Raw genomic sequence first — 21,985 nt, 5'->3', positions numbered from 1 at the left:
CTCCGCGGTGCGACGCTCGGGTCTCCGGCGGTGACCTAAGCCGCGCTGCCGGAGGCCCGAAGTTCCGCCGTACGCCTGTTCGCAGGGTGCGGCGCCAGCGTCTGGGCCGCCCGGACCCTGCGGGCGAGGTCGTGAATCGACGCCCCGGCCGGTGCGAAGCCGCCGGCCGTGCCGGGCTGCGCCGCCGGTGCGGTCGTCCGCGCGGTTAGGATGCCGGCCCGGTTCGTGATCGAGTCGAGCAGGGCGCGCCTGCTCGCCGGGTCCGAAGGCCGCGCCGTCGCCGCATCGCGCCGGGCCGCCCACATCTCGGCCAAGCCATCCGCGAAAACCTGGGCCGCAACCGCGATCTCACCGTCGAAGCCTGTGGGGGGAACGCTTTTGGCACGGCCGACGGCCAAAAACTTGAGCCCGTCAGCCATCAACGATGCGAGGGACGATCTCATGGCTTTTGTTCCAGGCTGGTTTGCATCAGGACACGAGCAGATCCTAGGTCTGGATGGTTAAGAAAGCGCAAAGCGCTGATTTTAGTCCTGATTTATGCCATTTTATACTAAGAGATCAAACCAAAAGATCATGGAATCTATTTCCATCTCGCCTATCGAAGCTAGTCTCGTTTTAATCTGTTCTTCGATATCGTGAAACTGTGTTGTCGAACCCGACCCTGCCATGGCCACTGCCTCATGAAACGGAACGCAGACGCGGCTCGATGCCCGCATTCCGTTCTCCGGGTGCGCCCGCCCTGATTGTTGCCGCGGCGCGACAGGCTCCGCCAAAGGTGCTGCTGTCCCGCGCCGGCGCTTGTCAGTGCGGATTGCGATGGCCAGGGTCAGGGGAGGGGTCCCCCCGCGTCCCGAGAGAAGCATGCGCCGCCTGAACCTGATCGCCGCCCTGCTGCTCGCCGCCGCGGCTTCGGCCTGTGCGCCGAACCCAATCATCGCCCGCGATCCGATCCCGGCGCCCGGCCCGACGGATGTCTACGCCTGTGATTCGAAGCCGTTGCCGCTCAACGCCTTCATCTCGGATTGCAAGCCGGTTCCGGCGAGCCCGCAAGTGGTCCTGCGCGCCCGGGGCTGATCCGGCCGACCATTCGCTAACCGGTCGGGTCGGAAGAGCCGGACAATTCGGCCGCGATCAGCTAGACTGTTCGGGAGTTGCCGGCCCAGCCGGCCTGTGACGGAGCATCGCGTGAGCACCAAGACCCTGATCGCCGCCGGACTCCTCGCTCTCGTGGCAGGGCAGGGCGCCTCGGCCTCCGACGCCGCCTACGCGCCAGGGTCGTATCGCGGGCCATCCTACGTGTTCACGGCGCCGAACGGACCGACGGTCCTGGACACCGAGGGCTGCTGCACGGTGGTCGTGCCGCCGGGCCGCCCCGATCTCGCCCAGCCCGCGATCCCCGTGGCCGAGGTGATGAACGGCGGCGGCTTCGGCTACACCGGGTTCGACTACTACAACGACCAGATCACCGAGGGCCGGTTCGGGGCGCGCAAGCGGCCGAAGGAATACGTGATCGCCCCGTCCTACGTCGTCCCCCCGCGCTACTGAGCCGGTTATCCGGGTTTCCCAAGGGCGAGCCCTTGGGCGGGTTTTCAGGGCAGAGCCCTGAAGTCCTTTCCAAGGCGCCGCCCTGGACCCGCGAAAGGTCTCGACCTTTCGAAACCGGAACTCGGCCTTTGATGCATCGGACGACCGTGCGCTCAGGTCGAACGGGCTCTCAATCCTTGTGCGGATCGTGGCCCCAGTTCATCAACGAGAGCCGCCAGGGCGAGTCGGGGTCCTTCCGGGCCGCGCCGCCCTGCTTGAGATGGCGGTGGACGTAGCCCACGACCTTGCGCATGGCGGCATAGTCGTCGTCGGTCAGGTCGGCCTTCTTCGTGTCCTTGATCGCCAGGATGCGCCGGCCCATCTCGTGGCCGGTCGATTCATCGCCGTCCTTCTTCTGGCCGACCTCCTGGCTGGCCTCGCTGTCGAGGTGTTTCTTCAGCGCCGCCGGCGTCATGTTGACCGCTTCGTTGAAGTCCTTCCAGGTCTCGCCGTGGTCGGCCTCTGCCATCGATCCGGTCCTCCGTTTGCCCCGTCAGGTGTCGACACCAACGCGTCCGGGGCCGGTGGGGTCGCTCCCCTCCCTGCGGTCGGCCGCCGCACGGAGCGCTCATACGGCGGCGCGGTGGCGTTTACAGTCCGGCCCCCGGCGGGTATCACCCCGGCCCGACCAGCCTCACACGTTTTCCGAAGAACCAGATGCGCGCCGAGATCGAGCAAGCCTCGGATGCCGCCAAGCAGTCTATAGGGCTGCTGAGGAGGCATCTTTGACTGGGATACAGTCGATAAACGCCTCGCGGAGCTGAACGCAGCTTCCGAGAACCCCGACCTCTGGAACGATGCCGAGGCCGCCCAGAACGTCATGCGCGAGCGCCAGCAACTCGACGAGGCGGTCACGGCGATCAAGAAGCTCGAGCGCGATCTCGAGGACGGCGCCACGCTGATCGAACTCGGCGAGATGGAGGGTGACGAATCCTCGATCCGCGAGGGCGAGGCTGCGATCCTGGCCGTCGAGAAGGAGGCCGCGAGCCGGCAGGTCGAGACCCTGCTGTCCGGCGAGGCCGACGGCTTCGACACCTATCTCGAAGTGCATGCCGGGGCCGGCGGCACCGAGAGCCAGGACTGGGCCAACATGCTCCAGCGCATGTACGCCCGCTGGGCCGAGCGCCGGAAGTACAAGGTCGAAATCGTCGAGATGACCGACGGCGAAGAGGCCGGGATCAAGGGCGCCACGCTCCTGATCAAGGGCCACAACGCCTATGGCTGGCTCAAGACCGAGTCCGGCGTGCACCGACTGGTGCGGATCTCGCCCTACGATTCCAGCGCCCGGCGGCACACGAGCTTCGCCAGCGTCTGGGTCTACCCGGTGATCGACGACCGGATCGAGATCGAGATCAAGGAATCCGACTGCCGGATCGACACCTACCGGTCGTCCGGCGCCGGCGGCCAGCACGTCAACACCACCGACTCGGCGGTGCGCATCACCCACAATCCCACCGGGATCGTGGTGGCGTGCCAGCAGGAGCGCTCGCAGCACAAGAACCGGGCGACCGCCTGGAACATGCTGCGCGCCCGGATGTACGAGGCCGAGCTGAAGAAGCGCGAGGAGAAGGCCAATGCCGAGGCCGCCTCCAAGACCGATATCGGCTGGGGCCACCAGATCCGGTCCTACGTGCTGCAGCCGTATCAGCTGGTGAAGGATCTGCGCACGGGCACGCAGTCCACGGATCCGGACGAGGTGCTCGACGGCGACATCGACCCGTTCATGGAAGCCTCGCTCGCCCAGCGGGTCTTTGGCGGTATGGAGGCGGTCGAGGATATCGATTGATCAGGGCGCGGACAGCTCCGCAGGATCTCCCTCCCCCCTCCGCGGGGGAGGGAGGACGTCGCGCTTGAGGCGGCGCCCACGAACCGCCTTCAATACCCCAGCGCCGCCCCGTCCTTGCGCGGGTCCGATCCCGCCGCCAGCGTGCCGGACTTGCGGTCGATCCAGATGACCTGACCGCCGCCGAGCGGCAGCGGCGCCCGGATCGCCGGATGGCCGCGCTGCTTCAGCCCCGCCATCACGGCGTCGGAGATCCCGCCCTCAACCTCCAAGGTCCCGCCATAGGCGAAGCTGCGGGGCGCATCGAGGGCCTCCTGCACGTCGAGGCCGCGGTCGAGGAGGCCCGAGAGCAGCTCGACATGGCCCATGGCCTGGTAATGGCCGCCCATGACGCCGAACGGTGCGACCGCCTGCCCGTCCTTCATCAGGATGCCGGGGATGATCGTGTGCATCGGCCGCTTGCCCGGTCCGACGCTGTTCGGGTGGCCGCCCTCGGTGCGGAAGGACAGGCCGCGATTGTGCAGCAGCACGCCGCTCTCGGGTGCCAGGATTCCGGACCCGAACCCCTGGAAGATCGAGTTGATCAGCGACAGCGCGTTGCCGTCCCGGTCGACGATGCAGAGATAGACCGTGTCCTTGTGGGCGCGGCCCTCGGCCATCTCGCGGGCGATCTCGGGATAGATCTTCGGCTCCTGGGCCCGGCCCATGTCGATCGCCCCGTGGGCGGCGGCTTTCCAGGCGTCGGAGAGCAGGTGCTCGATCGGCACGTTGGCGAGGGCGGCGTCTCCGAACAGCACGTCGCGATGATGGTAGCCCTGCTTGCATACCTCGGCGAACAGATGCAGCCGGTCGAGCTCCGACAGCGCGCCGACATCGTAGTGGGACAGCACGTTGAGCATCATCAGCGCGGCCAAGCCCTGGCCGGCAGGCGGACACTCGTAGACATCGTAGCCGCGGTAGCGGGTCGAGACCGGCACGACCAAGTCGGGCCGGGCTGCGGCGAAGTCGTCCAAGGTGTGCAGGCCGCCGAGGGCGTTAAGCCGGCTCACCATGTCCTCGGCCACGGGCCCGGTATAGAAGGCGCGCGCGCCGTCCTCAGCGATGCGACGGAGCGTGGCTGCGAGCTTCGGCAGGCGCAGGACGCTGCCGATCGCCGGCACCTGTCCGCCGGGCAGGTAGGTCGCGGCAGCGTGCGGATCGGTCGCCACGCGCTCGGCGCCCCGGTGCCAGTCCCAGCCGACCCGTTGCTGGATGACGAACCCGTCCTCGGCGTAGCGGATCGCCGGCTGGAGCAACTCGCCGAGGGAGCGGGTGCCGTGCTCGCGCACCAGAAGATCCCAGGCCGCGACGGCGCCCGGTACCGTCACGGCGTGCGGCGAGGTCGGCGTGATCGTGACGCCGTGCTCGGCGTACCAGTCGGGCGTCGCGGCGGCGGGCGCCCGGCCCGAGCCGTCGAGGGCAATCGGCTTCGTGGCGCCCGCGGGGGCATACAGCGCAAAACAGTCGCCGCCGATGCCGGTCATCAGCGGATCGACCACGCATTGCACGGCGACCGCCGCGATGCCGGCATCGACGGCGTTGCCGCCCGCGCGCAGCACCTCGATGGCGGCGAGCGTCGAGAGCGGGTGCGAGGTCGCGACGGCGGCGTTGGCGGCGTAGACCGGGGAGCGGCCGGGGGCGGAGAAGTCTCTCACGGGATGTCCTGTCGTTTCCGAGTCGTCCAACGTTTCCCCTCCCCCTTGCGGGGAGGGGTTAGGGGTGGGGGTGGTTCAGGATCGAGCAGTGCGGTTCCTTCTGCACCACCCCCACCTCCGGCTCCTCCCCGCAAGGGGGAGGAGAGACGCGTGCGCCATAGTTACCCGGCGCCCGGTAGCGCCACCCAGTGCCCCGGTGCCACCTCGGTGAGCGGTCCGTCCGGCGGCTGGTCGTGGCCCCCGAGGTCTCGCGCGGCGAGGCGGGCGCGCTCCTCGGCCGGGTGCGGCACCGGAACTGCGGCGAGCAGGCGGCGCGTGTAGGGATGGCGCGGATCCGCGTAGAGCGCGTCGGCCTCGGCCAGCTCGACGATCCGCCCGCGCCAGAGCACCGCCACCCGGTGGCAGAGGTAGCGTACCATCCGCAGGTCGTGGGAGATGAACAGGTAGGACAGGCCCATCTCGTCCTGTAGATCCTGCAGCAGGTTCACCACCTGCGCCTGGATCGAGACGTCGAGCGCTGCGATCGGCTCGTCGGCGACGATGAAGCTGGGTTTGAGGGCGATCGCGCGGGCGATGCAGATCCGCTGGCGCTGGCCGCCCGAGAATTGGTGCGGGTAGCGGCCCATGAAGCGGGGATCGAGCCCGACCCGTTGGAACAGGGCCGCCACCGCTTCCCGCCGCTCGGGGCCTCGCATGTCGCGCCGATGCAGCTTGAACGCCTCCGCGACGTAGTCCCCGGCGCTCATCCGTGGGTTGAGGGCCGCGTAGGGGTCTTGAAACACCGTCTGGATCCGGGCGCGCATCTTGCGCATGGCGCTCGCTGAGAGCTTGGCGAGGTCGGTGCCCTCGAACGCGATGGTGCCCGAGGTCGGCGGGTTGAGCATCGTCACGGCCCGGCCGATGGTCGACTTGCCGGAGCCGGATTCGCCGACGAGGCCCAGGGTCTCTCCGGGGCGGATGTCGAAGCTCACGCCCTCGACGGCACGAAACACGGATTCCTTGCCACCCCACCACGAGCGCAGGGGATAGTGCTTGGACAGGTCGCGCACCGAGACGATCGGATAATTCTGCCCGCTCATCGCGTGGCCTCCTGCGCCAGCAGGTTCGGCAAATCGTACCAAGCGGCGACGAGGTGGCCGGGGGCGGCGCCTGGCGCCTGAGCCAGGGGCGGCATCTCCGCCCGGCAGCGCGGGGTCGCGAAGGCGTTGCGCGGCGCGAACGGATCACCCGGCGGCGGGTGGCGCATGTCCGGCGGCGCGCCCTCGATCTGGTGGAGGCGGCGGCGCCCGGCGCGGCCGGCGCTCAGGTCCGGCAGAGAGCGCAGCAGCCCCAGCGTGTAGGCGTTGCGGGGATCGGCGAAAATGTCGTCCACCGGGCCGCGCTCGAGGATCCGACCGGCATACATCACCTGCACGGTGTCGCTGATGCCCGCTACCACGCCGAGATCGTGGGTGATCCAGATGATCGCCATGCCGAGTTCGCGCTTCAATTCCTGCACCAGCGCGACGATCTCGGCCTGGACGGTGACGTCCAGCGCGGTGGTCGCCTCGTCGGCGATCAGCAGCTTCGGCCGGCAGCTGAGGCCGATGGCGATCATCACCCGCTGGCGTTGGCCGCCCGAGAATTCGTGCGGGTACTGGTCGAGGCGCGCCGCCGCGTTCGGGATGCGCACGAGGTCGAGCAGCTCCTTGGCCCGGGCGCGGGCCGCGCGGGCGTCGAGGCCGAGATGGATCCGCAGGGGCTCGACGATCTGCGCCGAGACGGTCATGCCCGGGTTCAGCGAACTCATCGGATCCTGGAACACGAAGCCGATCGCGCCGCCGCGGATCTTCCGGAGTTCGCGCTCCTTCAGGGCGAGCAGGTCCCGGCCCTCGAACAGCACCTGCCCGCCGGTGATGCGGCCCGGCGGGCGCGGGATCAGGCCGAGCATGGCCAGCACATGCACGCTCTTGCCGGAGCCGGACTCGCCGACGATCCCCAGCGTCTCGCCCTCGTGTAGGGTGTAGGACACGCCGTTGACCGCGTGGACCGCGCCGCCATCGGTGTCGAAGGCGACCGCGAGGTCGCGGACATCCAGGAGGGGCTTGGTCATGTCCGCTGCCTCGGGTCGAGGGCGTCCCGCAGGCCGTCGCCGAACAGGTTGAAGGCGAGCACGGCCAGGAAGATGGACAGGCCGGGCCAGATCGCCATCCAGGGCGCTTGGTCCATGAAGTTCTTGGCGGTGTTGAGCATCGCGCCCCAGGACGGCTCGGGCGGCTGCTGGCCCAGGCCGAGGAACGACAGGCTCGCTTCCGCGATGATCGCGGCCGCGATGGTGAGCGTCGCCTGGACGAGGATCGCCGGGACGATGTTGGGCAGGATGTGGACCCGGGCGATCCGCCAGGGCGGGTTGCCCATGGCGCGCGCCGCCTCAACGAACTCCTCGGCCGCCACGGCGCGCACCTGCGCCCGGGTCAGCCGGATGAAGGTCGAGGTCGCCGAGAGGCCGATCGCGATCATCGCGTTGACGAGGCTCGGGCCGAGGAAAGCGGCCAGTGCGATCGCCAGGATCAGGAACGGGATCGCCAGGAGCGCGTCGGTGAGCCGTGAGATCACGCCGTCGATCCAGCCGCCCGCGTAGCCGGCGAGCAATCCGAGCGGCAGGCCGAGGGATACGGCCAGCGCCACCGAGACGAGGCCGGCGCCCAGCGAGGCGCGGGCGCCGAAGATGATCCGCGAAAGCACGTCGCGTCCGACCTCGTCGCCGCCGAACGGGTGCGCAAAGCTTGGGTGCCCGCGGACGTTGGCCCAGTCGGTAGCGGTTGGGTCGTAGGGGGCGATCCAGGGGGCGAAGACCGCCATCAGGATCAGCAGGCCGACGATGACGAGCCCCGCGACAGCGCTCCGGCGGGCGCGCAGGCGGCGCCAGAACGCCGTGAGGGTCCCGGGTTCCTGGATGAGGGCGGGGGCTCCGATGGGCGCGGCGAGGCCGGTCACCTCGGCGATGGGGGTGCCGGTGCTCATCGGGGGCTCGCGCAGGTGGCAGCGACGACACTGACACGCGCTCTCCCTCCCCCCTCTGCGGGGGAGGGTGGCCCCCGAAGGGAGTCGGGAGAGGGGAGCGACGGTGCAGAACAAAGCTCAGTGCTACGGGAAGGTCGCGCCGCATTCGGAAGCCGCGCTCCCCTCTCCCGACCCCTGCTGACGCAGGGGCCACCCTCCCCCGCAGAAGGGGGAGGAGAGGCGTCGCGCTCAAACATACCGCTCATGCCCGCCTCAGCTTCGGGTTCACGGCCGCCGAGAGCAGGTCGGCGGCGAGGTTCAGGGCGATGTAGGTGGCGGCGGTGCAGATCACGACGCCCTGGACGGTGGCGAAATCCCGGTTGAACACGGCATCGACCATCAGCTTGCCGAAGCCCGGCACGGAAAACACCTGCTCGGTCAGCACCGCCCCGGACAGGAGCTGCCCGAATTCCAGCGCGCCCAGCGTAATGATCGGGATCGCGGCGTTGGGCAGGGCGTGCCGCAGGGTCACCCGCAGGGGCGAGACGCCCTTGGCGCGGGCGGTGCGGACGTAGTCGGAGCCGAGCACGCCCAGCATCGCCGCGCGGGTGTGGCGCATCATCACCGCCGCGATGGCGTTGCCGAGCACGAAGGCCGGCATCACCATGGCGGCGAGGTTGTCCGACAGGCTCTCGAACGGCGAGACGTAGCCCGAGGCCGGTAGCCAGCCCAGCTCCACCGAGAATAGCAGGATCAGCAGGATCCCGAGCCAGAAATTCGGCACCGACAGGCCCCACAGGGCGATGCCGTTGGCGATCGTGTCGGCGGCCTGACCGCGCTTGACCGCCGACAGCACGCCCATCGGCACGCCGATGGCGAGCGCCACCAGCATCGCCAAGCAGGCGAGTTCCAGCGTCACCGGCAGTTTCTCGACGATCAGCTCCGAGACCGGCTTCTGCAGCCGGATCGACTCGCCGAGATCGCCCCGCAGCACGCCGTTGGCCCAGTAGGCGTAGCGGACCGGCAGGGGCTCATCGAGGTGGTACTTTTCGCGGATGAAGGCGATCACCTGCGGATCGCGCTCTTCCCCGGTCAGCGCCGTGGCGACGTCGCCGGGCAGCAATTGCTGCAGGGCGAAGATGATCATCGAGGCCAGGATCAGCGTCGGGACCGCCAAAGCGAGGCGTCGGGCTAGGAAGCGCAGCATCAGTTCAGCTTCAGGCCAGGGAAGCGCACGAGCCCGTCGGGATAGGGCACGAAGCCGGTGATCTTCTGGCTGTAGGCCCAGAGCAGCTTGCGGTGCAGGATGTAGATGCCCGGCCGGTCGGTCAGCACGTGATCGGCCAGCGCCTTCCAGGCGGCCTTGCGCTTCGCCGGGTCGATGGTGCCGCGCTCGGCCTGGAGGGCCGCGTCGGCCTCCGGGCTGCAGTATTTGGGATAGTTCAGCGCCGCCTTGCAGGCGAGGAAGCTGAACGTGTTGCCGTCCGGGTCGGAGCGGCCGCTCCACGAATAGAGCTGCGCCTCGAAATTGCCCTTGTCGGCGGCATCCAGCGCCGTGGTGAAGTCCACCGCCTGGATCTTCACGTCGAAGCCCGCCTCCTTGGTCATGGCCTGGATCACCTGGCCCACCTGCGGCGACTCGCTGTTGGCGTAGACGGTGAGCGTGATCTGCGGGTTCGGCTTGCCGGCCTCGGCGAGCAGCGCCTTGGCCTTGGCGACATCCCGCTTCGGGATCGGGTACTCGGCGACGTAGTTCGGGTTCTTCGGGTTGACCCACTGGTTCCCGGCCAGGAACTCGCCGTTATAGACCACCTGATTGATGGCGTTGCGGTCGATGGCGGCCTCGAAGGCGGCGCGCACCTTCGGGTCGGAGACCGGCGAGCCGGCCTTGTGGGGGTTGAACAGGATCTCCTGGAAGCCGAGTTCGGTGGTCGAATCGAGCTTCAGCTTGGCGTCCCGCTTCACCTGCGGCACGTCGGTCGGGGCGAGCCGCTCCAGCAGGTCGAGCTGCCCGGCGCGCAGGTTGGTGAGCCGCACGGTGGCGTCGGGGATCGGCCGGAACTCGATCCGCTGGATCTGGATCGCGTCCTTGTTCCAGTAGTCGGGGAAGCGCTCGACCACGATCCGGTCCTGCGGCACCCGCTCGACGAACTTGTACGGGCCCGCGCAGACCGGCGCGGAGGCGAACTTGTCACCGAGCCGCTCGGCGGCCCTGGGCGAGACCATCATGCCGGCGCGGTCGGTGAACTGCGCGAGCAACGGCGCGAACGGCTGCTTCAGGTTGATGCGGAATGTGAGGTCGTCGACCACGTCGACGGAGTCGATCGGCGCGATCTCCGAGCGGCGCTGCGAGCCCGGCATCTTCATATGTCGCTCGATCGAGTACTTGGCCGCCGCCGCGTCGAGCTTTTCGCCGTCGTGGAACAGGACGCCCGGGCGCAGGTGCAGGGTCAGCGCCTTTTCGTCCGGCGACAACTCCCAGGAGGTCGCGAGCTGCGGCACCGGCTTCAGGTCGGGCCCGATATCCACGAGCTTGTCGCACAGGGCGGCAAACACCATCCGGCTCGCGAAGGTGCGGGCCAGCGTCGGGTCGAGGGCGTCCGGATCCTCCATCATGCCGTAGCGCAGGGTCTGTGCCGCGGCGGGCCCGGACACAATCAGTCCGGCGAGGAGGCAGGCGGCGAGACGCAACATGAAATCGGTCCGGAGGCTGGCGCGGGTGGCGGGATGCGATCGGCCGCGGCCGATCCGGAGGCGGCGAAGAATGTCGCGCACCGCCGTGGCATGCACAATCCCAAGGCAGCATCCATGCCAGACGATCAAGCTGCATCTTTTATCCAAACCGGCAAAACGGCGTCAGCGACGTGTCGCGCTGCGGCTGTTCGGATATTCGGTACGCGGCCACCGGCCTGCCCTGACGGACCTCGCGCGCGAGTTCGTCACGCTGGCCCGGGCGCCGGATCCCAGCCCCCCGGTTCGGGTACACCCTCGTATCGTCCCGAAGGAGAAGATCACCGCGGTGACACTGGAGGACGGCTAAGCCGTCTCGGGGCCGGTGCTCGCCATCTCGGCGTCCGGCGTGGCAGTGCTGATCGATCGGACGCTGGAACTCTGCGCAACGATCCGGGTCGACCGGACAATGGCCCGGATGATGCGGCAGGGCACCCACAAGGTGAGGGTATCTGAGGCCGTTCGAGCCCAGCGCCGTCATAGGGCGATGACCTTATAGAACAGCGACACGCCCGCGGCCCTCGCAGCGGCGGCGGATGGGCGCTACAATATTCAGGATCAGCGAAGGACATCCCATGAAGCGTCATCTCTCCGCATCCCTCGCCGCCGCCCTCCCGGCCGTTCTTGCGGTGCTGCCGCAGGCGGCGCTCGCGCATCCGGGTCATGGCGCCGCCATCGGTGCGGAGGCGGGGTTCCTGCACCCGCTGATGGGGGTCGATCACGTGCTGGCGATGGTCGCGGTCGGCCTGCTGGCAGCCCTCCGGGGCGGGCGGGCTCTCTGGGCGCTGCCCCTGTCCTTCCTGGCACTGATGAGCGCGGGGGCGGGGCTCGGCATGGCGGGGATCGCGCTGCCCTACGCCGAGACCGGGATCGCGCTCTCCATCGTGGTTTTCGGCCTCGCCGTCATGGTCGGCCTGCGGGCGCCGGTGGCCCTGCTCGCCGCCCTGGTCGGGGTGTTCGCGGTGTTCCACGGCTACGCACACGGGGCCGAGATGCCGGAGACCGCCTCCGGCCTGTCGTTCGGCTTTGGCTTCCTGGCGGCGACCGCGCTCCTCCATGCGGCCGGGATCGGCCTTGGCATGGCCGGTGCCCGCCTGGGCGCGACCCGGGCCGCGCCGGTCCTCGGGGCCGGCGTCGCGATGGCGGGCCTCGCCCTGCTGGTGCTGCCCGCCTGACCGAGGCGGCCGACCCGTCTGCGGCGCGCGCGCCCGATACGGGGTCGGAGCCGCGCCTGAGTATCCGCATCGATCTGGGGCCCGGGCACCGGCTCGGTCCCGGCAAAGTGCGTCTGCTCGAACTGATCGCCGAGCACGGGTCCATTGCCGGCGCCGGCCGTGCCCTGGGCATGTCGTATCGCCGGGCATGGCTGCTGGTCGAGGCGATGAACACCGGTTTCGGCCGCCCGGTGGTCGAGGCACAGACCGGCGGACGGGCGGGAGGCGGCGCACGCCTCTCGGAGTTCGGGGCCGATGTCGTGGCCCGGTACCGCGCCGTCGAAACCGCCGCTGAAGTGGCGGCCGCTCCGTACTTGAACCGGCTGGGGCAGGCGGGGGACATGTAACCGGCCCGGGCGTGGGCGCGATAAGCGAGCGTGCGTGTCACAGGCCTCCAGGGGCTGAATGCAGCGCACGCTGCCCCACGTGCTGCCGGTCGCGACGATCCCGGCGGCAACAAGAGGACCCCACATGGCTAAGTACACGACGCTCGCCCTGATGAGCCTACTGGCTGTCACAACGGCGGCGCAGGCGGCCCCGAAGGTTGAACGCCTGCGGGGAACAGTGGAGGCGGTCGATCAGGGTGGCTTCACGCTGAAGACCCTCGACGGCAAGTCCGAAGTGGTCGCGCTGCCGGCGGACGCGAAGGTCTCGTGGGTCATCCCGGCGAGCCTCGATCAGATCAAGGACGGCGTGTTCATCGGCACGGCCACCAAGGGCCAGCCCCCGGTGGCACTGGAAGTCGTTCTGTTCCCCGAGGCGATGCGCGGCACCGGCGAGGGGCATTACGACTGGGACATGATCGCGGACCACACGGCCGGCGGCGCCCGGGTGAAGAGCGCGATGACCAACGGCACCGTGAAGGCCGACGTCCGCTCGACCGCCCCCGACGCCCCCCGGGTGAAGAGCGCGATGACCAACGGTACCGTGACGGCGAGCGGCGGCGGAGCCGAGCGGACGCTGACGGTGGATTACGGCAAGGGCCAGTCCATCCAGGTCCTGGTGCCCCCGCAGGCGCCCGTCGTCAGCTTCGCGCCGGCCGACGCCGCGGCCCTCACACCGGGTGCGCGGGCCTTCGTGCTCGTCGCGCGCGAAGATGACGGCCATCTCACGGCCCGCCGGGTCGCCGTCGGCAAGGACGGCCTGACCCCGCCCATGTAAGCCGGCAATGTAACGCGGCTGTCGCGCGCAGGGCCCGCAGCAACCACGGCTGCAGGAGGCCCTGCGCGCGATTCGTCCGGCGCGCGAATACGGGCGCTGGGCTATTCGAGTCCGAAGACGCTCTGAAAATTCGCGCGAAACCGGCCCCCGGACACGGGTTAGTGGCCAATGCGCTCCGAAATTGTTGCCAGCAGGCAACATGCAGTCGGAACCGGGGCCGTAAGCGAGAATCCACGTTGCCGCCCGTAACCCGTTCGCACATGGTGAGGGTGCACGGGGGCATCGCCAAGCGAGAGCCCGCAAGAGCCTGCCGCCCAAGACGCAGGCCAAATCTACAAAACGTGCGGCTAGACCCGGTTAACCGGGCACGTCCGCATTATTGGGTCTCGAAGCTTTGGAGATATCGATGAAGCTCTTGAAGGGCTCGTTGCTCGGGTCGGCTGCTGCGTTCGCAGCGGTGGGCGCCGCGCACGCCGCCGATCTGCCGGTCAAGAAGGCCGTGCCGATCGAATACGTCCGCGTCTGCACCGCCTACGGCGCCGGCTTCTTCTACATCCCCGGCACCGATACCTGCCTGCGCGTCTCGGGCCGTGCCCGGTTCGAGGGCGGATACCAGACCAGCTACTCGCGTCAGAACGGCGTCGGTGACACGTCCGGCTACCAGGGCCGGATGCGCATCAACCTCGATGCCCGCACCCAGACCGCCTACGGCACGCTCCGCGCCTTCGTGCGTCTCGATGCCGGCGCCCGCACCGGTTACTCCGGCGTCGGCACCTCCGGCACGCAGCAGCGGATCGGCCAGGCCTATGCCGGCATAGGCACCGACAGCTTCGGCCGCGACCAGCAGTACATGAACGTCGACAAGGCGTTCATCCAGTTCGCGGGTCTGACCGCCGGTCGCGCGTCGTCGTTCTTCGACTTCTACGCCCACGACTTCGAGTTCGCCGGCGCGACCGCCGGTTCGGACGTGTTCTCGACCAACCTGCTGGCCTACACCGCCACGGTCGGCAACGGCCTGTCGGCCACGATCTCGATCGAAGATCCGGTCTTCCGCCGTACCCCGATCTTCTCGCCGACTAACATCTCCGCGACGGTCAACACCGGCGCCGTGTCGAACTTCGGCGTGACCAACCAGCCGACCCCGGTCTTCGTCGGCCCGGGCCGTTTCGGTAACATCGACAGCATCGAGCGCTCGCGCCTGCCCGACTTCGTCGGCGTCGTGCGCCTCGATCAGGCCTGGGGCTCGGCCCAGCTCTCGGCCGCCACCCACGAGCTGAACGTCGGCAACCTCTCGACCGCCGCCAGCACCGGCACCGGTCCGATCGTCGCCCCGGCGCATACCCGCAACGTTCAAGGGTTCGCGGTCCAGGGCGGCCTGAAGATCAACACCCCGTTCATCGCCCCGGGCGACGCCCTGTACCTGCAGGGTGCCTACGGCGAGGGCGCGCAGCTCTACACCGGCTACTCCGCCTACACCGGCTCGTACACGCAAAGCACCACGACCATCCAGGGTCAGAAGTTCGCCCAGTACTTCTCGGACGCGACCATCAACCCGTTCACCGGCCAGCTGCAGACCTCGACCAGCTTCACGGCGGTCGCGTCGTACCTCCACTACTGGTCGCCGGAGTGGCGCTCGGCCTTCTTCGGTTCCTACGGCGAGCAGAGCTTCGGCCAGGGCGCGCGCCTCGCCCAGGGCGCGATCTACAACCTCACCAGCACGCTGGCCGGCAGCAACCCGTTCGGCGCCAACGCCGTCGGCACGCCCGGCACCCGGTTCTACAACCTGAGCCAGGCGCTGCGCGACACCTACCAGTTCGTGGCAGGTGGCAGCATCATCTGGTCGCCGGTCAAGGATCTCGATATCGGCGTGGAGGCGTTCTACACCCAGATCGGCCTGAAGAACGGCCGGGCGATCGATCTCGACAAGAGCCCGACCGCCTACGCCAACGTCGCCGGCATCAACAACGGTACCTTCGCGGTCCGTACCGCCACGCAGGACTCGGTCTCGCAGGTCCGGTTCCGCGTCCAGCGCGACTTCTGATCCCAGGCGCCGGGGCTTCTGCCCCGGCCGCTTGCCTCATCCATCACAGCGCAAGGCTCGGCTTCGGCCGGGCCTTTTTTGTTGCGCCGGGTGGTTCGACGATCCCGCGCGTACCGTAGGTAAGGCCGAGCGCATCCGCGCCGCCTTGAGGCCCAATGGCGCCGTACGCGGGACCGGGCCAGCGCGGCGCAAATTCCCGCCGATGCTGAACCGGAGCGTTGCGACCCGGATTTTCCGTGTTTGCGCGGGCCGGATCAGCGCGGGGCAGCATCCTTGACGATACCTGTCGGACTCCTCGCCCGGGCCGCTTTGGCAGCCCGGTGGCGTTTGCCCCTCGGCGCAAGGTGAGCCGAGCCGCGGCTCCAAGGGGTGGCCGCGCGGGCGCGCGATGCGAGCATCCCTGACGCAAAGCGCGGTCGCGCCGCGATCCGGTCGAGAATCAGAATCGCTAGGCACTCCGCGTGGGATCCGCGGTGGCGACGTCATTTCCAAATCGGTTGTGCGCAGAGGTGGGCGTTGCCCGCCTAGGGTGCAGATCAGCGCCGCCGCGACCGTGCCGTCGCGGTTCGGGCGCGCCGTAGACCGCGACAAAACAATGGCCACCTGAATTGCACTTCTGCTGCTCAAAACAAGATAGATAAAATAATACGTCGTTGGTAATTATCGAAAAATCATAAATCAGAAAACTGACTCGCTTAAATGTAAGTCTTAGTTTTGTGGTAAGCATACAACGCTTTCTGCTAACATTATTGTTTTGCGTTGATCAAAGTTGCGGATGCGACGGCGTTTGCACAATGTGCTCACGCATCGGTGCATCTCGACCTCGAGGTCCCGAACAGCTTTGCCATCAACAGGCGAGTTGTGCAAAAAATAAGCTATTAGCGCAGAAATAGACTGCGTGGATGGCGTTATGGGGTCTTGAGAACTTGGAGATATCTATGAAGCTCTTGAAGGGCTCGTTGCTCGGTTCTGCCGCCGCGTTCGCGGCAGTGGGCGCCGCGCACGCAGCCGATCTGCCGGTCAAGAAGGCCGTGCCGATCGAGTACGTCCGCGTCTGCACCGCCTACGGTGCCGGCTTCTTCTACATCCCCGGCACCGACACCTGCCTACGCATCTCGGGCCGCGCCCGGTTCGAGGGCGGGTACATGCCCAGCAACTCGCGCGGGACCGGTAATGGCGACACGTCGGGCTACCAGGGCCGGATGCGCATCAACCTCGATGCCCGCACCCAGACCGCCTACGGCACGCTCCGCGCCTTCACCCGCCTCGATGCCGGCGCACGCACCGGCTATTCCGGCGTCGGCCAGTCCGGCACCCAGCAGCGCATCGGCCAAGCCTATCCCGGCCTCGGCAACGACAGCTTCGGCCGCGACTCGCAGTACGTGAACGTCGACAAGGCGTTCATCCAGTTCGCTGGCCTGACCGCCGGTCGCGCTTCCTCGTTCTTCGACTTCTACGCGCACGATTTCGAGTTCGCCGGTGCTTCCGCGGGGTCGGATGTCGCTTCTACGAACCTGCTGGCCTACACGGCTACGTTTGGTAATGGCCTGTCGGCGACGCTCTCGGTCGAAGACCCGATCTACCGCCGTACCCCGATCTTCTCGCCCTACAGTGTCGGCGTCGCCACGAATGGCGGGATCGGCGGTGTGGCGGTCCTGGCGGTCACCAACCAGCCGACGCCGGTCTTCATCACCTACAACACCCGCGGCCTCCCGACCGGCTACGGCTACGTCGACACCATCCAGCGTACGCGCCTGCCCGACTTCGTCGGTGCGCTGCGCCTCGACCAGGCCTGGGGTTCGGCCCAGCTCACCGCCGCGACCCATGAACTCAACGTCGGCAACGAGAGCCAGGCGTCCGGTCAGCCGATCGCGCCGATCGCGCATGCCCGGAACACCCAGGGCTGGGCCGTTCAAGGTGGCCTGAAGGTCAACGCACCGTTCATCGCTCCGGGCGACGCCCTGTACCTGCAGGGTGCCTATGGCTAGGGCGCTCAGCTCTACACCGGTTACTCGTCATTCACCGGCTCATACACGCAGACCACTGCGACCCTTCAGGGCCAGAAGTTCAACCAGTTCTTCGCCGACGCGACGATCAACCCGTTCACCGGGCAGCTGCAGACTTCGCAGAGCTTCACGGTGGTCGGGTCCTACCTGCACTACTGGACCCCGGAATGGCGTTCGGCCGTGTTCTCCAGCTACGGCGAGCAGAGCTTCTCGCAGAGCGCCCGCGCCGCCCAGGGCGTGGCCTCGTCCCTGGCCAATATCGGTGGCAACCTCGTGGTCGGCGCCCCTGGTACGCGGTTCTACAACCTGAGCGAGGCGCTGCGGAACACCTACCAGATCGTCGCCGGTGCGAGCCTGATCTGGTCGCCCGTCAAGGACCTCGATATCGGCGTCGAGGGCTACTACACGCAGATCGGCGTCAAGAACGGTCGGGTGATCGACAAGGACAAGAGTCCGACGGCCTACAGCAACGTCGCGGGGATCAACGCCGGAACGTTTGTGCCGCGGACGGTCACCCAGGACTCCGTCTCCTCGGTTCGCCTGCGCGTCCAACGCGACTTCTGATCCAAGAGCCCGGCGCCGGGATTTCGGTCCCGACGCCGGCCCCGTGCAGCATGACTTTCAAGCCTGGCCATGCCGGGCCTTTTTTATGACGGTGCTGGGCATGGCCGCCTGCTGCGCGCGCCTCCGCGGTGCCGGCATGGACTGCGATTCGGGGATGCCGAGTCGCGCGATCGCTGCTTTTCAACGCGGCGAGCGAATCACAGCCAAGTTTCAGGGCTTTTAGCCGTTCGCGCCGATCGACAGGCGGCGCGCAGCACGGTGCGAACGTGGCCAGGAGAGCGACCCGCTCCCTGAAGCGACCGTGTGATCCGCAAAAATCACAACATTTATCCGCCGATCTGCTCCGGCTAATAATTTTCACTGCCGACAAGTAGAGTAAAATACACAAAATTTCGCACCATCTCATTTAAGCTATACATGCATTGAATACAATCTATGTTTTGTTGCACCTAAGCAACAGATAGGTCAAAGATAAAATCGAAAGATGATTCGCTGTTGCCGATAATTTTGCCGGGCATCAGGACGATCGAAGAGATAAAATCGGCGATCTGATCGTAGAAATCATCATCTGTCATAAAACAAGGCAGGATAATACTGTCAATAATTTAATTGGCTTGGAAACCGGCCGTCGTGGAATTGTAAGCTCTGGGGAATTCAATGACATCATTCAAGCATATCCTGCTCGGATCCGCCGCGGCCTTCGCGATGACGGGTGCCGCGCAGGCGGCTGACCTTCCGGTCAAGAAGGCCGCGCCGATCGAGTACGTCCGAGTCTGCACCGCCTACGGGGCCGGCTTCTTCTACATTCCCGGGACCGACACCTGCCTGCGCATCTCGGGCCGCGCCCGGTTCGAGGGGGCCTACCAGACCGCGTCCAGCCGGCAGCCGGGCGCCAGCGGCGACACGTCGGGGTATCGCGGCCTGCTGCGCATCAATCTCGATGCGCGCACCCAGACCGCCTACGGCACGCTTCGCGCCTTCGCGCGGCTCGATGCCGCCTCCCGTACCGGCGTGGTCCACTCCGGGACCATGCTGCGCATCGGCCAGGCCTACGGCGCTACCGGCGTCGACGAGGCGGGCCGCGTGCAGCAATACGTGAACGTCGACAAGGCGTTTATCCAGTTCGCCGGGCTGACCGCCGGCCGCGCGTCGTCGTTCTTCGATTTCTACGCCCACGACTTCGAGTATTACGGCGCAACCTCGGGATCCGATAATTCGTCCACCAACCTGCTCGCCTACACGGCGACCTTCGGGGACGGCCTTTCGGCGACGCTCTCGGTCGAAGACCCGGTCTACACCCGCTCGCCGGTCTTCGCGCCGCTCTCCGGGCCGCCGGTGAGCCCCGTGTTCGTGGCCTACGCCAACAATCTGCCGACGCGCTACGGCAACGTCGATCCGATCCAGCGCTCAAGGCTGCCTGACTTCGTCGCTGCCCTGCGGGTCGATCAGGCCTGGGGCTCCGCGCAGCTCTCCGCCGCCACGCACGAGATCAATGTCGGCAACCTGTCGACCGCGACCGCGGCCGGCACGGGCGGCGTGCTCACCGGCATCCCGCACACCCGTTCGGTCCAGGGCTGGGGCGTCCAGGGCGGCGTGAAGATCAACCTGCCCGCGATCGCTTCCGGCGACACCCTCTATCTGCAGGGTGCCTACGCCAACGGTGCCCAGAGTTACACCGGGTACTGCATGATCGCGGGTTGCTACAGGCAATCCAACACGGGCTTCGACACGCAGAAGTTCGAGCAGTACTTCGCGGACGCGTCGATCAACCCGTTCACCGGCCAGCTCCAGACCTCGACCAGTTTCTCGGCGGTCGCGTCGTTCCTGCACTACTGGTCGCCCGAGTGGCGCTCAGCCGTCTTCGCCTCTTACGGCGAGCAGGATTTCTCCGCCGGTGCCCGCTTGGCCCAGGGAGCCCTGTACGGCCTCGCGAGTGCGAACGGCACGGGCGGCTTCGGCGTGAACGCCGTCGGCGTCCCGGGCACCCGGTTCTACCAGCTCAGCCAAGCCCTGCGCGATACCTACCAGGTCGCGGCCGGCGCGAGCCTCATCTGGTCGCCGGTGGCCGATCTCGATATCGGCGTCGAGGCCTTCTACACCCAGATGGGCGTCAAGAACGGTCGGGTGATCGACTCCGACAAGAGCCCGACGGCCTATGCCAACGTGGCCGGCATCAACAACGGTACCTTCGCGGTTCGGACCGCCACGCAGGATTCGATGACCCACGTCCGGTTCCGCGTCCAGCGCGACTTCTGATCCCCTGCGTCGGCGGGGGAACTCCCGTCGACGCCAACACCAATCAGGCCCGGCTCTGCGCCGGGCCTTTCTTCGTGGGCACGGGCCTCGCCGGGGTAAGCGTCCGCGCGCCGCGAAGGACCCGGCGGCCTGTATCGCCCTCGTGGTGCGTGCGTTTTTAATCCCCACCCGCGGAACAGGTCGGGCTCTTTGTTCCCGGCAGCGCGTTGCCGCCCTCCGCCCGCACTGATACGCCGAATGTCACTTTATTTCCGCCGGCTGTGCGGGTCGTGACGTGACGCGACGGTTATCGGCCGGCGCGAAATCATGCGCGGAGGCCGTGAATTGCCGACGCGTTGAGAGGCATCCGGGGGGACGTCCATGACCAGCACCGCCTCGCCAAGGCCGATCCCGTCAGCGGTCGAGACACGGGTCGAGGAGAGGCGCCCGGCCCGGTTCTGGCCGGATCGCTGGTGGCGCCTCGTCGACACCAAGATCGGCATCATACCGCTGCCGGTCTACGTCATCCTGGCCGCGCTGATTGTGATCCTCGTCCAGGAGGGCGAGATCAAGCCGGATGGGCCGACCATGATCGCCGTGCTGGTGATGGGCGGCTTCACCTGCGCGGAGATCGGGAAACGCATCCCGATTCTCCGGAATATCGGTGCGGGCGCGATCTTCGCGACCTTCATCCCCTCGGCGCTGGTCTACTACGCGCTCGTCCCACCGCAGATGGTGAAGGCGATCACCGACTTCACCAAGTTCACCAACTTCCTCTACATCTACATCGCCACGATCATCGTCGGCTCGATCCTCGGAATGGACCGCGAGGTCCTGATCAAGGGCTTCCTCAAGATCTTCGCGCCGCTGGCGACCGGTTCGGTGGCGGCGGCCATCGTGGGTACGCTGGTCGGCACGCTGCTCGGCCTCGGCCCCTACAAGACCTTCTTCTTCATCGTGGTGCCGATCATGGCCGGGGGCGTCGGCGAGGGAGCGATCCCGCTGTCGATCGGCTACGCGGCGATCCTCGGCCAGCAGCAGGGCGTGATCTTCGCCCAGGTCCTGCCGCCGGTGATGCTGGGCTCGCTCACCGCGATCATCTTCGCGGGCACCCTGAACTCGGTGGGCAAGCGCTATCCCCACCTCACCGGCGAGGGCCGGCTCCAGCCGGACTCGGACGGCCTCAAGTCCAGCGACGCCCAGGCCAAGTCCGAGGCGGCGCGGGGCCAGATCGATCCCGCCACGATCGGCGCCGCGGGGCTGACCGCCATCACGCTCTACCTGCTCGGCGTCATGGCCCACCACCTGGTCGGCCTGCCGGCGCCGGTGGCGATGCTGTTCCTGGCGGTGTTCGCCAAGCTTGCCAGCGCTGTGTCGCCCCATCTCCAGGCCGGCGGCTTCGTGGTCTACAAGTTCGTGCAGGTCTCGATGACCTATCCGCTGCTCTTCGCCATCGGCGTGGCGCTCACCCCCTGGCACGAGCTGATGGCCGCGTTCACGCTGGTGAACCTGATCACCATCGTGTCGACCGTGGCGACGCTGATGACCACCGGCTTCTTCGTCGGGCGCTGGCTCGGGATGTACCCGATCGAGACCGCCATCGTGAACGCCTGCCACAGCGGCCAGGGCGGCACCGGCGATGTCGCGATCCTCACGGCGGCGAACCGGATGGCGCTGATGCCCTTCGCGCAGATCGCGACCCGCATCGGCGGCGCGCTCACCGTGACGGGCACGATCATCGCGATGAAGTGGATCGGGGTCTGACCGACCCCGCAGGACGCGTAGACGATCTAATCCCGCTGCTGGCCGATCCGGAGGATCCCCGCCTGCCGCGCACCGCTTTCGGCGCCTACACGGCTGAAAAGTTCGAGCAGGATTTTCTTGTCTTCAATGACGGGCGACCGCTCGACGCGAGCGTAAGCGAGCGTAAGGACACCGGTCAGGCGCAGCCCCCCCGCAACGAGCGGATTTGCACTTCTTACTCTAAAGTC

18 protein-coding genes and 1 pseudogene are annotated in these 21,985 nt (G+C 67.6%); 11 read left to right on the top strand and 8 right to left on the bottom strand.

The features are described 5' to 3' along the window. Positions 1-35: 35 nt before the first annotated feature. Positions 36-443: a hypothetical protein gene (locus OXS27_RS15575; RefSeq protein WP_267357277.1), complete on the bottom strand. Its 408-nt coding sequence runs from the start codon at positions 441-443 to the stop codon at positions 36-38. A gap of 418 nt (positions 444-861) precedes the next feature. Between OXS27_RS15575 and OXS27_RS15570 the strand changes: the two genes are divergently transcribed. Together OXS27_RS15570 and OXS27_RS15565 are read left to right on the top strand one after the other, a co-directional pair. Further along, entirely contained in the window at positions 862-1,074 is a 213-nt protein-coding gene (locus OXS27_RS15570) for a hypothetical protein (protein ID WP_243916488.1), read from the top strand. 111 nt (positions 1,075-1,185) lie between these two features. Next, positions 1,186-1,545, top strand: a complete 360-nt coding sequence (locus tag OXS27_RS15565; RefSeq protein WP_243916487.1) for a hypothetical protein — start codon at positions 1,186-1,188, stop codon at positions 1,543-1,545. Positions 1,546-1,714: 169 nt separating this feature from the next. On the opposite strand, the gene OXS27_RS15560 is transcribed toward OXS27_RS15565, so the two are convergent. Then, a complete protein-coding gene (locus tag OXS27_RS15560; protein ID WP_267357275.1) occupies positions 1,715-2,053 on the bottom strand; it encodes a DUF3140 domain-containing protein in 339 nt (112 codons plus the stop codon). A gap of 188 nt (positions 2,054-2,241) precedes the next feature. Between OXS27_RS15560 and prfB the strand changes: the two genes are divergently transcribed. Continuing rightward, positions 2,242-3,370, top strand: a protein-coding gene (gene prfB, locus OXS27_RS15555) for a peptide chain release factor 2 (RefSeq protein ID WP_243916485.1) whose coding sequence is annotated in 2 segments (ribosomal slippage) — positions 2,242-2,310 and positions 2,312-3,370 — 1,128 coding nt in all. Because the reading frame shifts where the segments join, the coding sequence is not laid out codon by codon here. An 89-nt stretch (positions 3,371-3,459) separates the two neighbouring features. Here prfB and ggt read toward each other — a convergent pair. The 6 genes from ggt to OXS27_RS15525 all read right to left on the bottom strand — a co-directional run bounded on the left by ggt (position 3,460) and on the right by OXS27_RS15525 (position 10,737). Beyond that, a complete protein-coding gene (gene ggt / locus OXS27_RS15550; RefSeq protein WP_267357273.1) occupies positions 3,460-5,061 on the bottom strand; it encodes a gamma-glutamyltransferase in 1,602 nt (533 codons plus the stop codon). Positions 5,062-5,222: 161 nt separating this feature from the next. Beyond that, on the bottom strand, positions 5,223-6,140 hold the full coding sequence (locus OXS27_RS15545; RefSeq protein WP_243916483.1) for an ATP-binding cassette domain-containing protein: 918 nt from the start codon (positions 6,138-6,140) through the stop codon (positions 5,223-5,225). Further along, positions 6,137-7,153, bottom strand: a complete 1,017-nt coding sequence (locus tag OXS27_RS15540; protein ID WP_243916482.1) for an ABC transporter ATP-binding protein — start codon at positions 7,151-7,153, stop codon at positions 6,137-6,139. The genes OXS27_RS15545 and OXS27_RS15540 overlap by 4 nt, the downstream gene beginning before the upstream one ends. Beyond that, entirely contained in the window at positions 7,150-8,064 is a 915-nt protein-coding gene (locus OXS27_RS15535) for an ABC transporter permease (protein ID WP_267357270.1), read from the bottom strand. The genes OXS27_RS15540 and OXS27_RS15535 overlap by 4 nt, the downstream gene beginning before the upstream one ends. Before the next feature lie 241 nt (positions 8,065-8,305). Beyond that, positions 8,306-9,250, bottom strand: a complete 945-nt coding sequence (locus OXS27_RS15530; RefSeq protein ID WP_243917330.1) for an ABC transporter permease — start codon at positions 9,248-9,250, stop codon at positions 8,306-8,308. Continuing rightward, positions 9,250-10,737: an ABC transporter substrate-binding protein gene (locus tag OXS27_RS15525; RefSeq protein WP_267357267.1), complete on the bottom strand. Its 1,488-nt coding sequence runs from the start codon at positions 10,735-10,737 to the stop codon at positions 9,250-9,252. The genes OXS27_RS15530 and OXS27_RS15525 overlap by 1 nt, the downstream gene beginning before the upstream one ends. Positions 10,738-10,807: 70 nt before the next feature. On the opposite strand from OXS27_RS15525, the gene OXS27_RS15520 reads away from it, so the two are divergent. The 8 genes and pseudogenes from OXS27_RS15520 (at position 10,808) to OXS27_RS15485 (ending at position 21,758) form a co-directional block, all read left to right on the top strand. Next, positions 10,808-11,083: a hypothetical protein gene (locus tag OXS27_RS15520; protein ID WP_267357265.1), complete on the top strand. Its 276-nt coding sequence runs from the start codon at positions 10,808-10,810 to the stop codon at positions 11,081-11,083. Positions 11,084-11,348: 265 nt separating this feature from the next. Further along, complete coding sequence (locus OXS27_RS15515) at positions 11,349-11,948, top strand: HupE/UreJ family protein (RefSeq protein WP_267357263.1); 600 nt, start codon at positions 11,349-11,351, stop codon at positions 11,946-11,948. Positions 11,949-12,055: 107 nt separating this feature from the next. Then, complete coding sequence (locus tag OXS27_RS15510) at positions 12,056-12,334, top strand: LysR family transcriptional regulator (protein ID WP_267406941.1); 279 nt, start codon at positions 12,056-12,058, stop codon at positions 12,332-12,334. Positions 12,335-12,458: 124 nt separating this feature from the next. Beyond that, positions 12,459-13,148, top strand: coding sequence for a metal ABC transporter permease (locus tag OXS27_RS15505; RefSeq protein ID WP_267357261.1), 690 nt, complete (start codon positions 12,459-12,461; stop codon positions 13,146-13,148). A gap of 406 nt (positions 13,149-13,554) precedes the next feature. After that, a complete protein-coding gene (locus OXS27_RS15500; RefSeq protein ID WP_267357259.1) occupies positions 13,555-15,189 on the top strand; it encodes a porin in 1,635 nt (544 codons plus the stop codon). 938 nt (positions 15,190-16,127) lie between these two features. Next, positions 16,128-17,759 (top strand): annotated as a pseudogene (locus OXS27_RS15495) (porin). Positions 17,760-18,416: 657 nt separating this feature from the next. Continuing rightward, positions 18,417-20,015, top strand: coding sequence for a porin (locus OXS27_RS15490; RefSeq protein WP_267357257.1), 1,599 nt, complete (start codon positions 18,417-18,419; stop codon positions 20,013-20,015). A gap of 360 nt (positions 20,016-20,375) precedes the next feature. Next, entirely contained in the window at positions 20,376-21,758 is a 1,383-nt protein-coding gene (locus OXS27_RS15485; RefSeq protein ID WP_243918327.1) for a 2-hydroxycarboxylate transporter family protein, read from the top strand. The last annotated feature ends 227 nt before the right edge of the window (positions 21,759-21,985 follow it).

It is taken from the genome of Methylobacterium sp. GC_Met_3, from assembly GCF_026540775.1.
In the GTDB taxonomy this organism is placed as follows: Bacteria; Pseudomonadota; Alphaproteobacteria; order Rhizobiales; family Beijerinckiaceae; genus Methylobacterium.
The sequence above is the reverse complement of the archived record's forward strand: the minus strand, read 5'-3'. Positions and strand labels throughout refer to the sequence as shown.

What these genes read in the sequence shown, in the direction of transcription:
- OXS27_RS15575 (WP_267357277.1), bottom strand. Translation starts at nt 443, where the DNA reads ATGAGATCGTCCCTCGCATCGTTGATGGCTGACGGGCTCAAGTTTTTG.
- OXS27_RS15570 (WP_243916488.1), top strand. Translation starts at nt 862, where the DNA reads ATGCGCCGCCTGAACCTGATCGCCGCCCTGCTGCTCGCCGCCGCGGCT.
- OXS27_RS15560 (WP_267357275.1), bottom strand. Translation starts at nt 2,053, where the DNA reads ATGGCAGAGGCCGACCACGGCGAGACCTGGAAGGACTTCAACGAAGCG.
- OXS27_RS15545 (WP_243916483.1), bottom strand. Translation starts at nt 6,140, where the DNA reads ATGAGCGGGCAGAATTATCCGATCGTCTCGGTGCGCGACCTGTCCAAG.
- OXS27_RS15540 (WP_243916482.1), bottom strand. Translation starts at nt 7,153, where the DNA reads ATGACCAAGCCCCTCCTGGATGTCCGCGACCTCGCGGTCGCCTTCGAC.
- OXS27_RS15535 (WP_267357270.1), bottom strand. Translation starts at nt 8,064, where the DNA reads ATGAGCACCGGCACCCCCATCGCCGAGGTGACCGGCCTCGCCGCGCCC.
- OXS27_RS15530 (WP_243917330.1), bottom strand. Translation starts at nt 9,250, where the DNA reads ATGCTGCGCTTCCTAGCCCGACGCCTCGCTTTGGCGGTCCCGACGCTG.
- OXS27_RS15525 (WP_267357267.1), bottom strand. Translation starts at nt 10,737, where the DNA reads ATGTTGCGTCTCGCCGCCTGCCTCCTCGCCGGACTGATTGTGTCCGGG.
- OXS27_RS15520 (WP_267357265.1), top strand. Translation starts at nt 10,808, where the DNA reads ATGTCGCGCACCGCCGTGGCATGCACAATCCCAAGGCAGCATCCATGC.
- OXS27_RS15515 (WP_267357263.1), top strand. Translation starts at nt 11,349, where the DNA reads ATGAAGCGTCATCTCTCCGCATCCCTCGCCGCCGCCCTCCCGGCCGTT.
- OXS27_RS15505 (WP_267357261.1), top strand. Translation starts at nt 12,459, where the DNA reads ATGGCTAAGTACACGACGCTCGCCCTGATGAGCCTACTGGCTGTCACA.
- OXS27_RS15500 (WP_267357259.1), top strand. Translation starts at nt 13,555, where the DNA reads ATGAAGCTCTTGAAGGGCTCGTTGCTCGGGTCGGCTGCTGCGTTCGCA.
- OXS27_RS15490 (WP_267357257.1), top strand. Translation starts at nt 18,417, where the DNA reads ATGACATCATTCAAGCATATCCTGCTCGGATCCGCCGCGGCCTTCGCG.
- OXS27_RS15485 (WP_243918327.1), top strand. Translation starts at nt 20,376, where the DNA reads ATGACCAGCACCGCCTCGCCAAGGCCGATCCCGTCAGCGGTCGAGACA.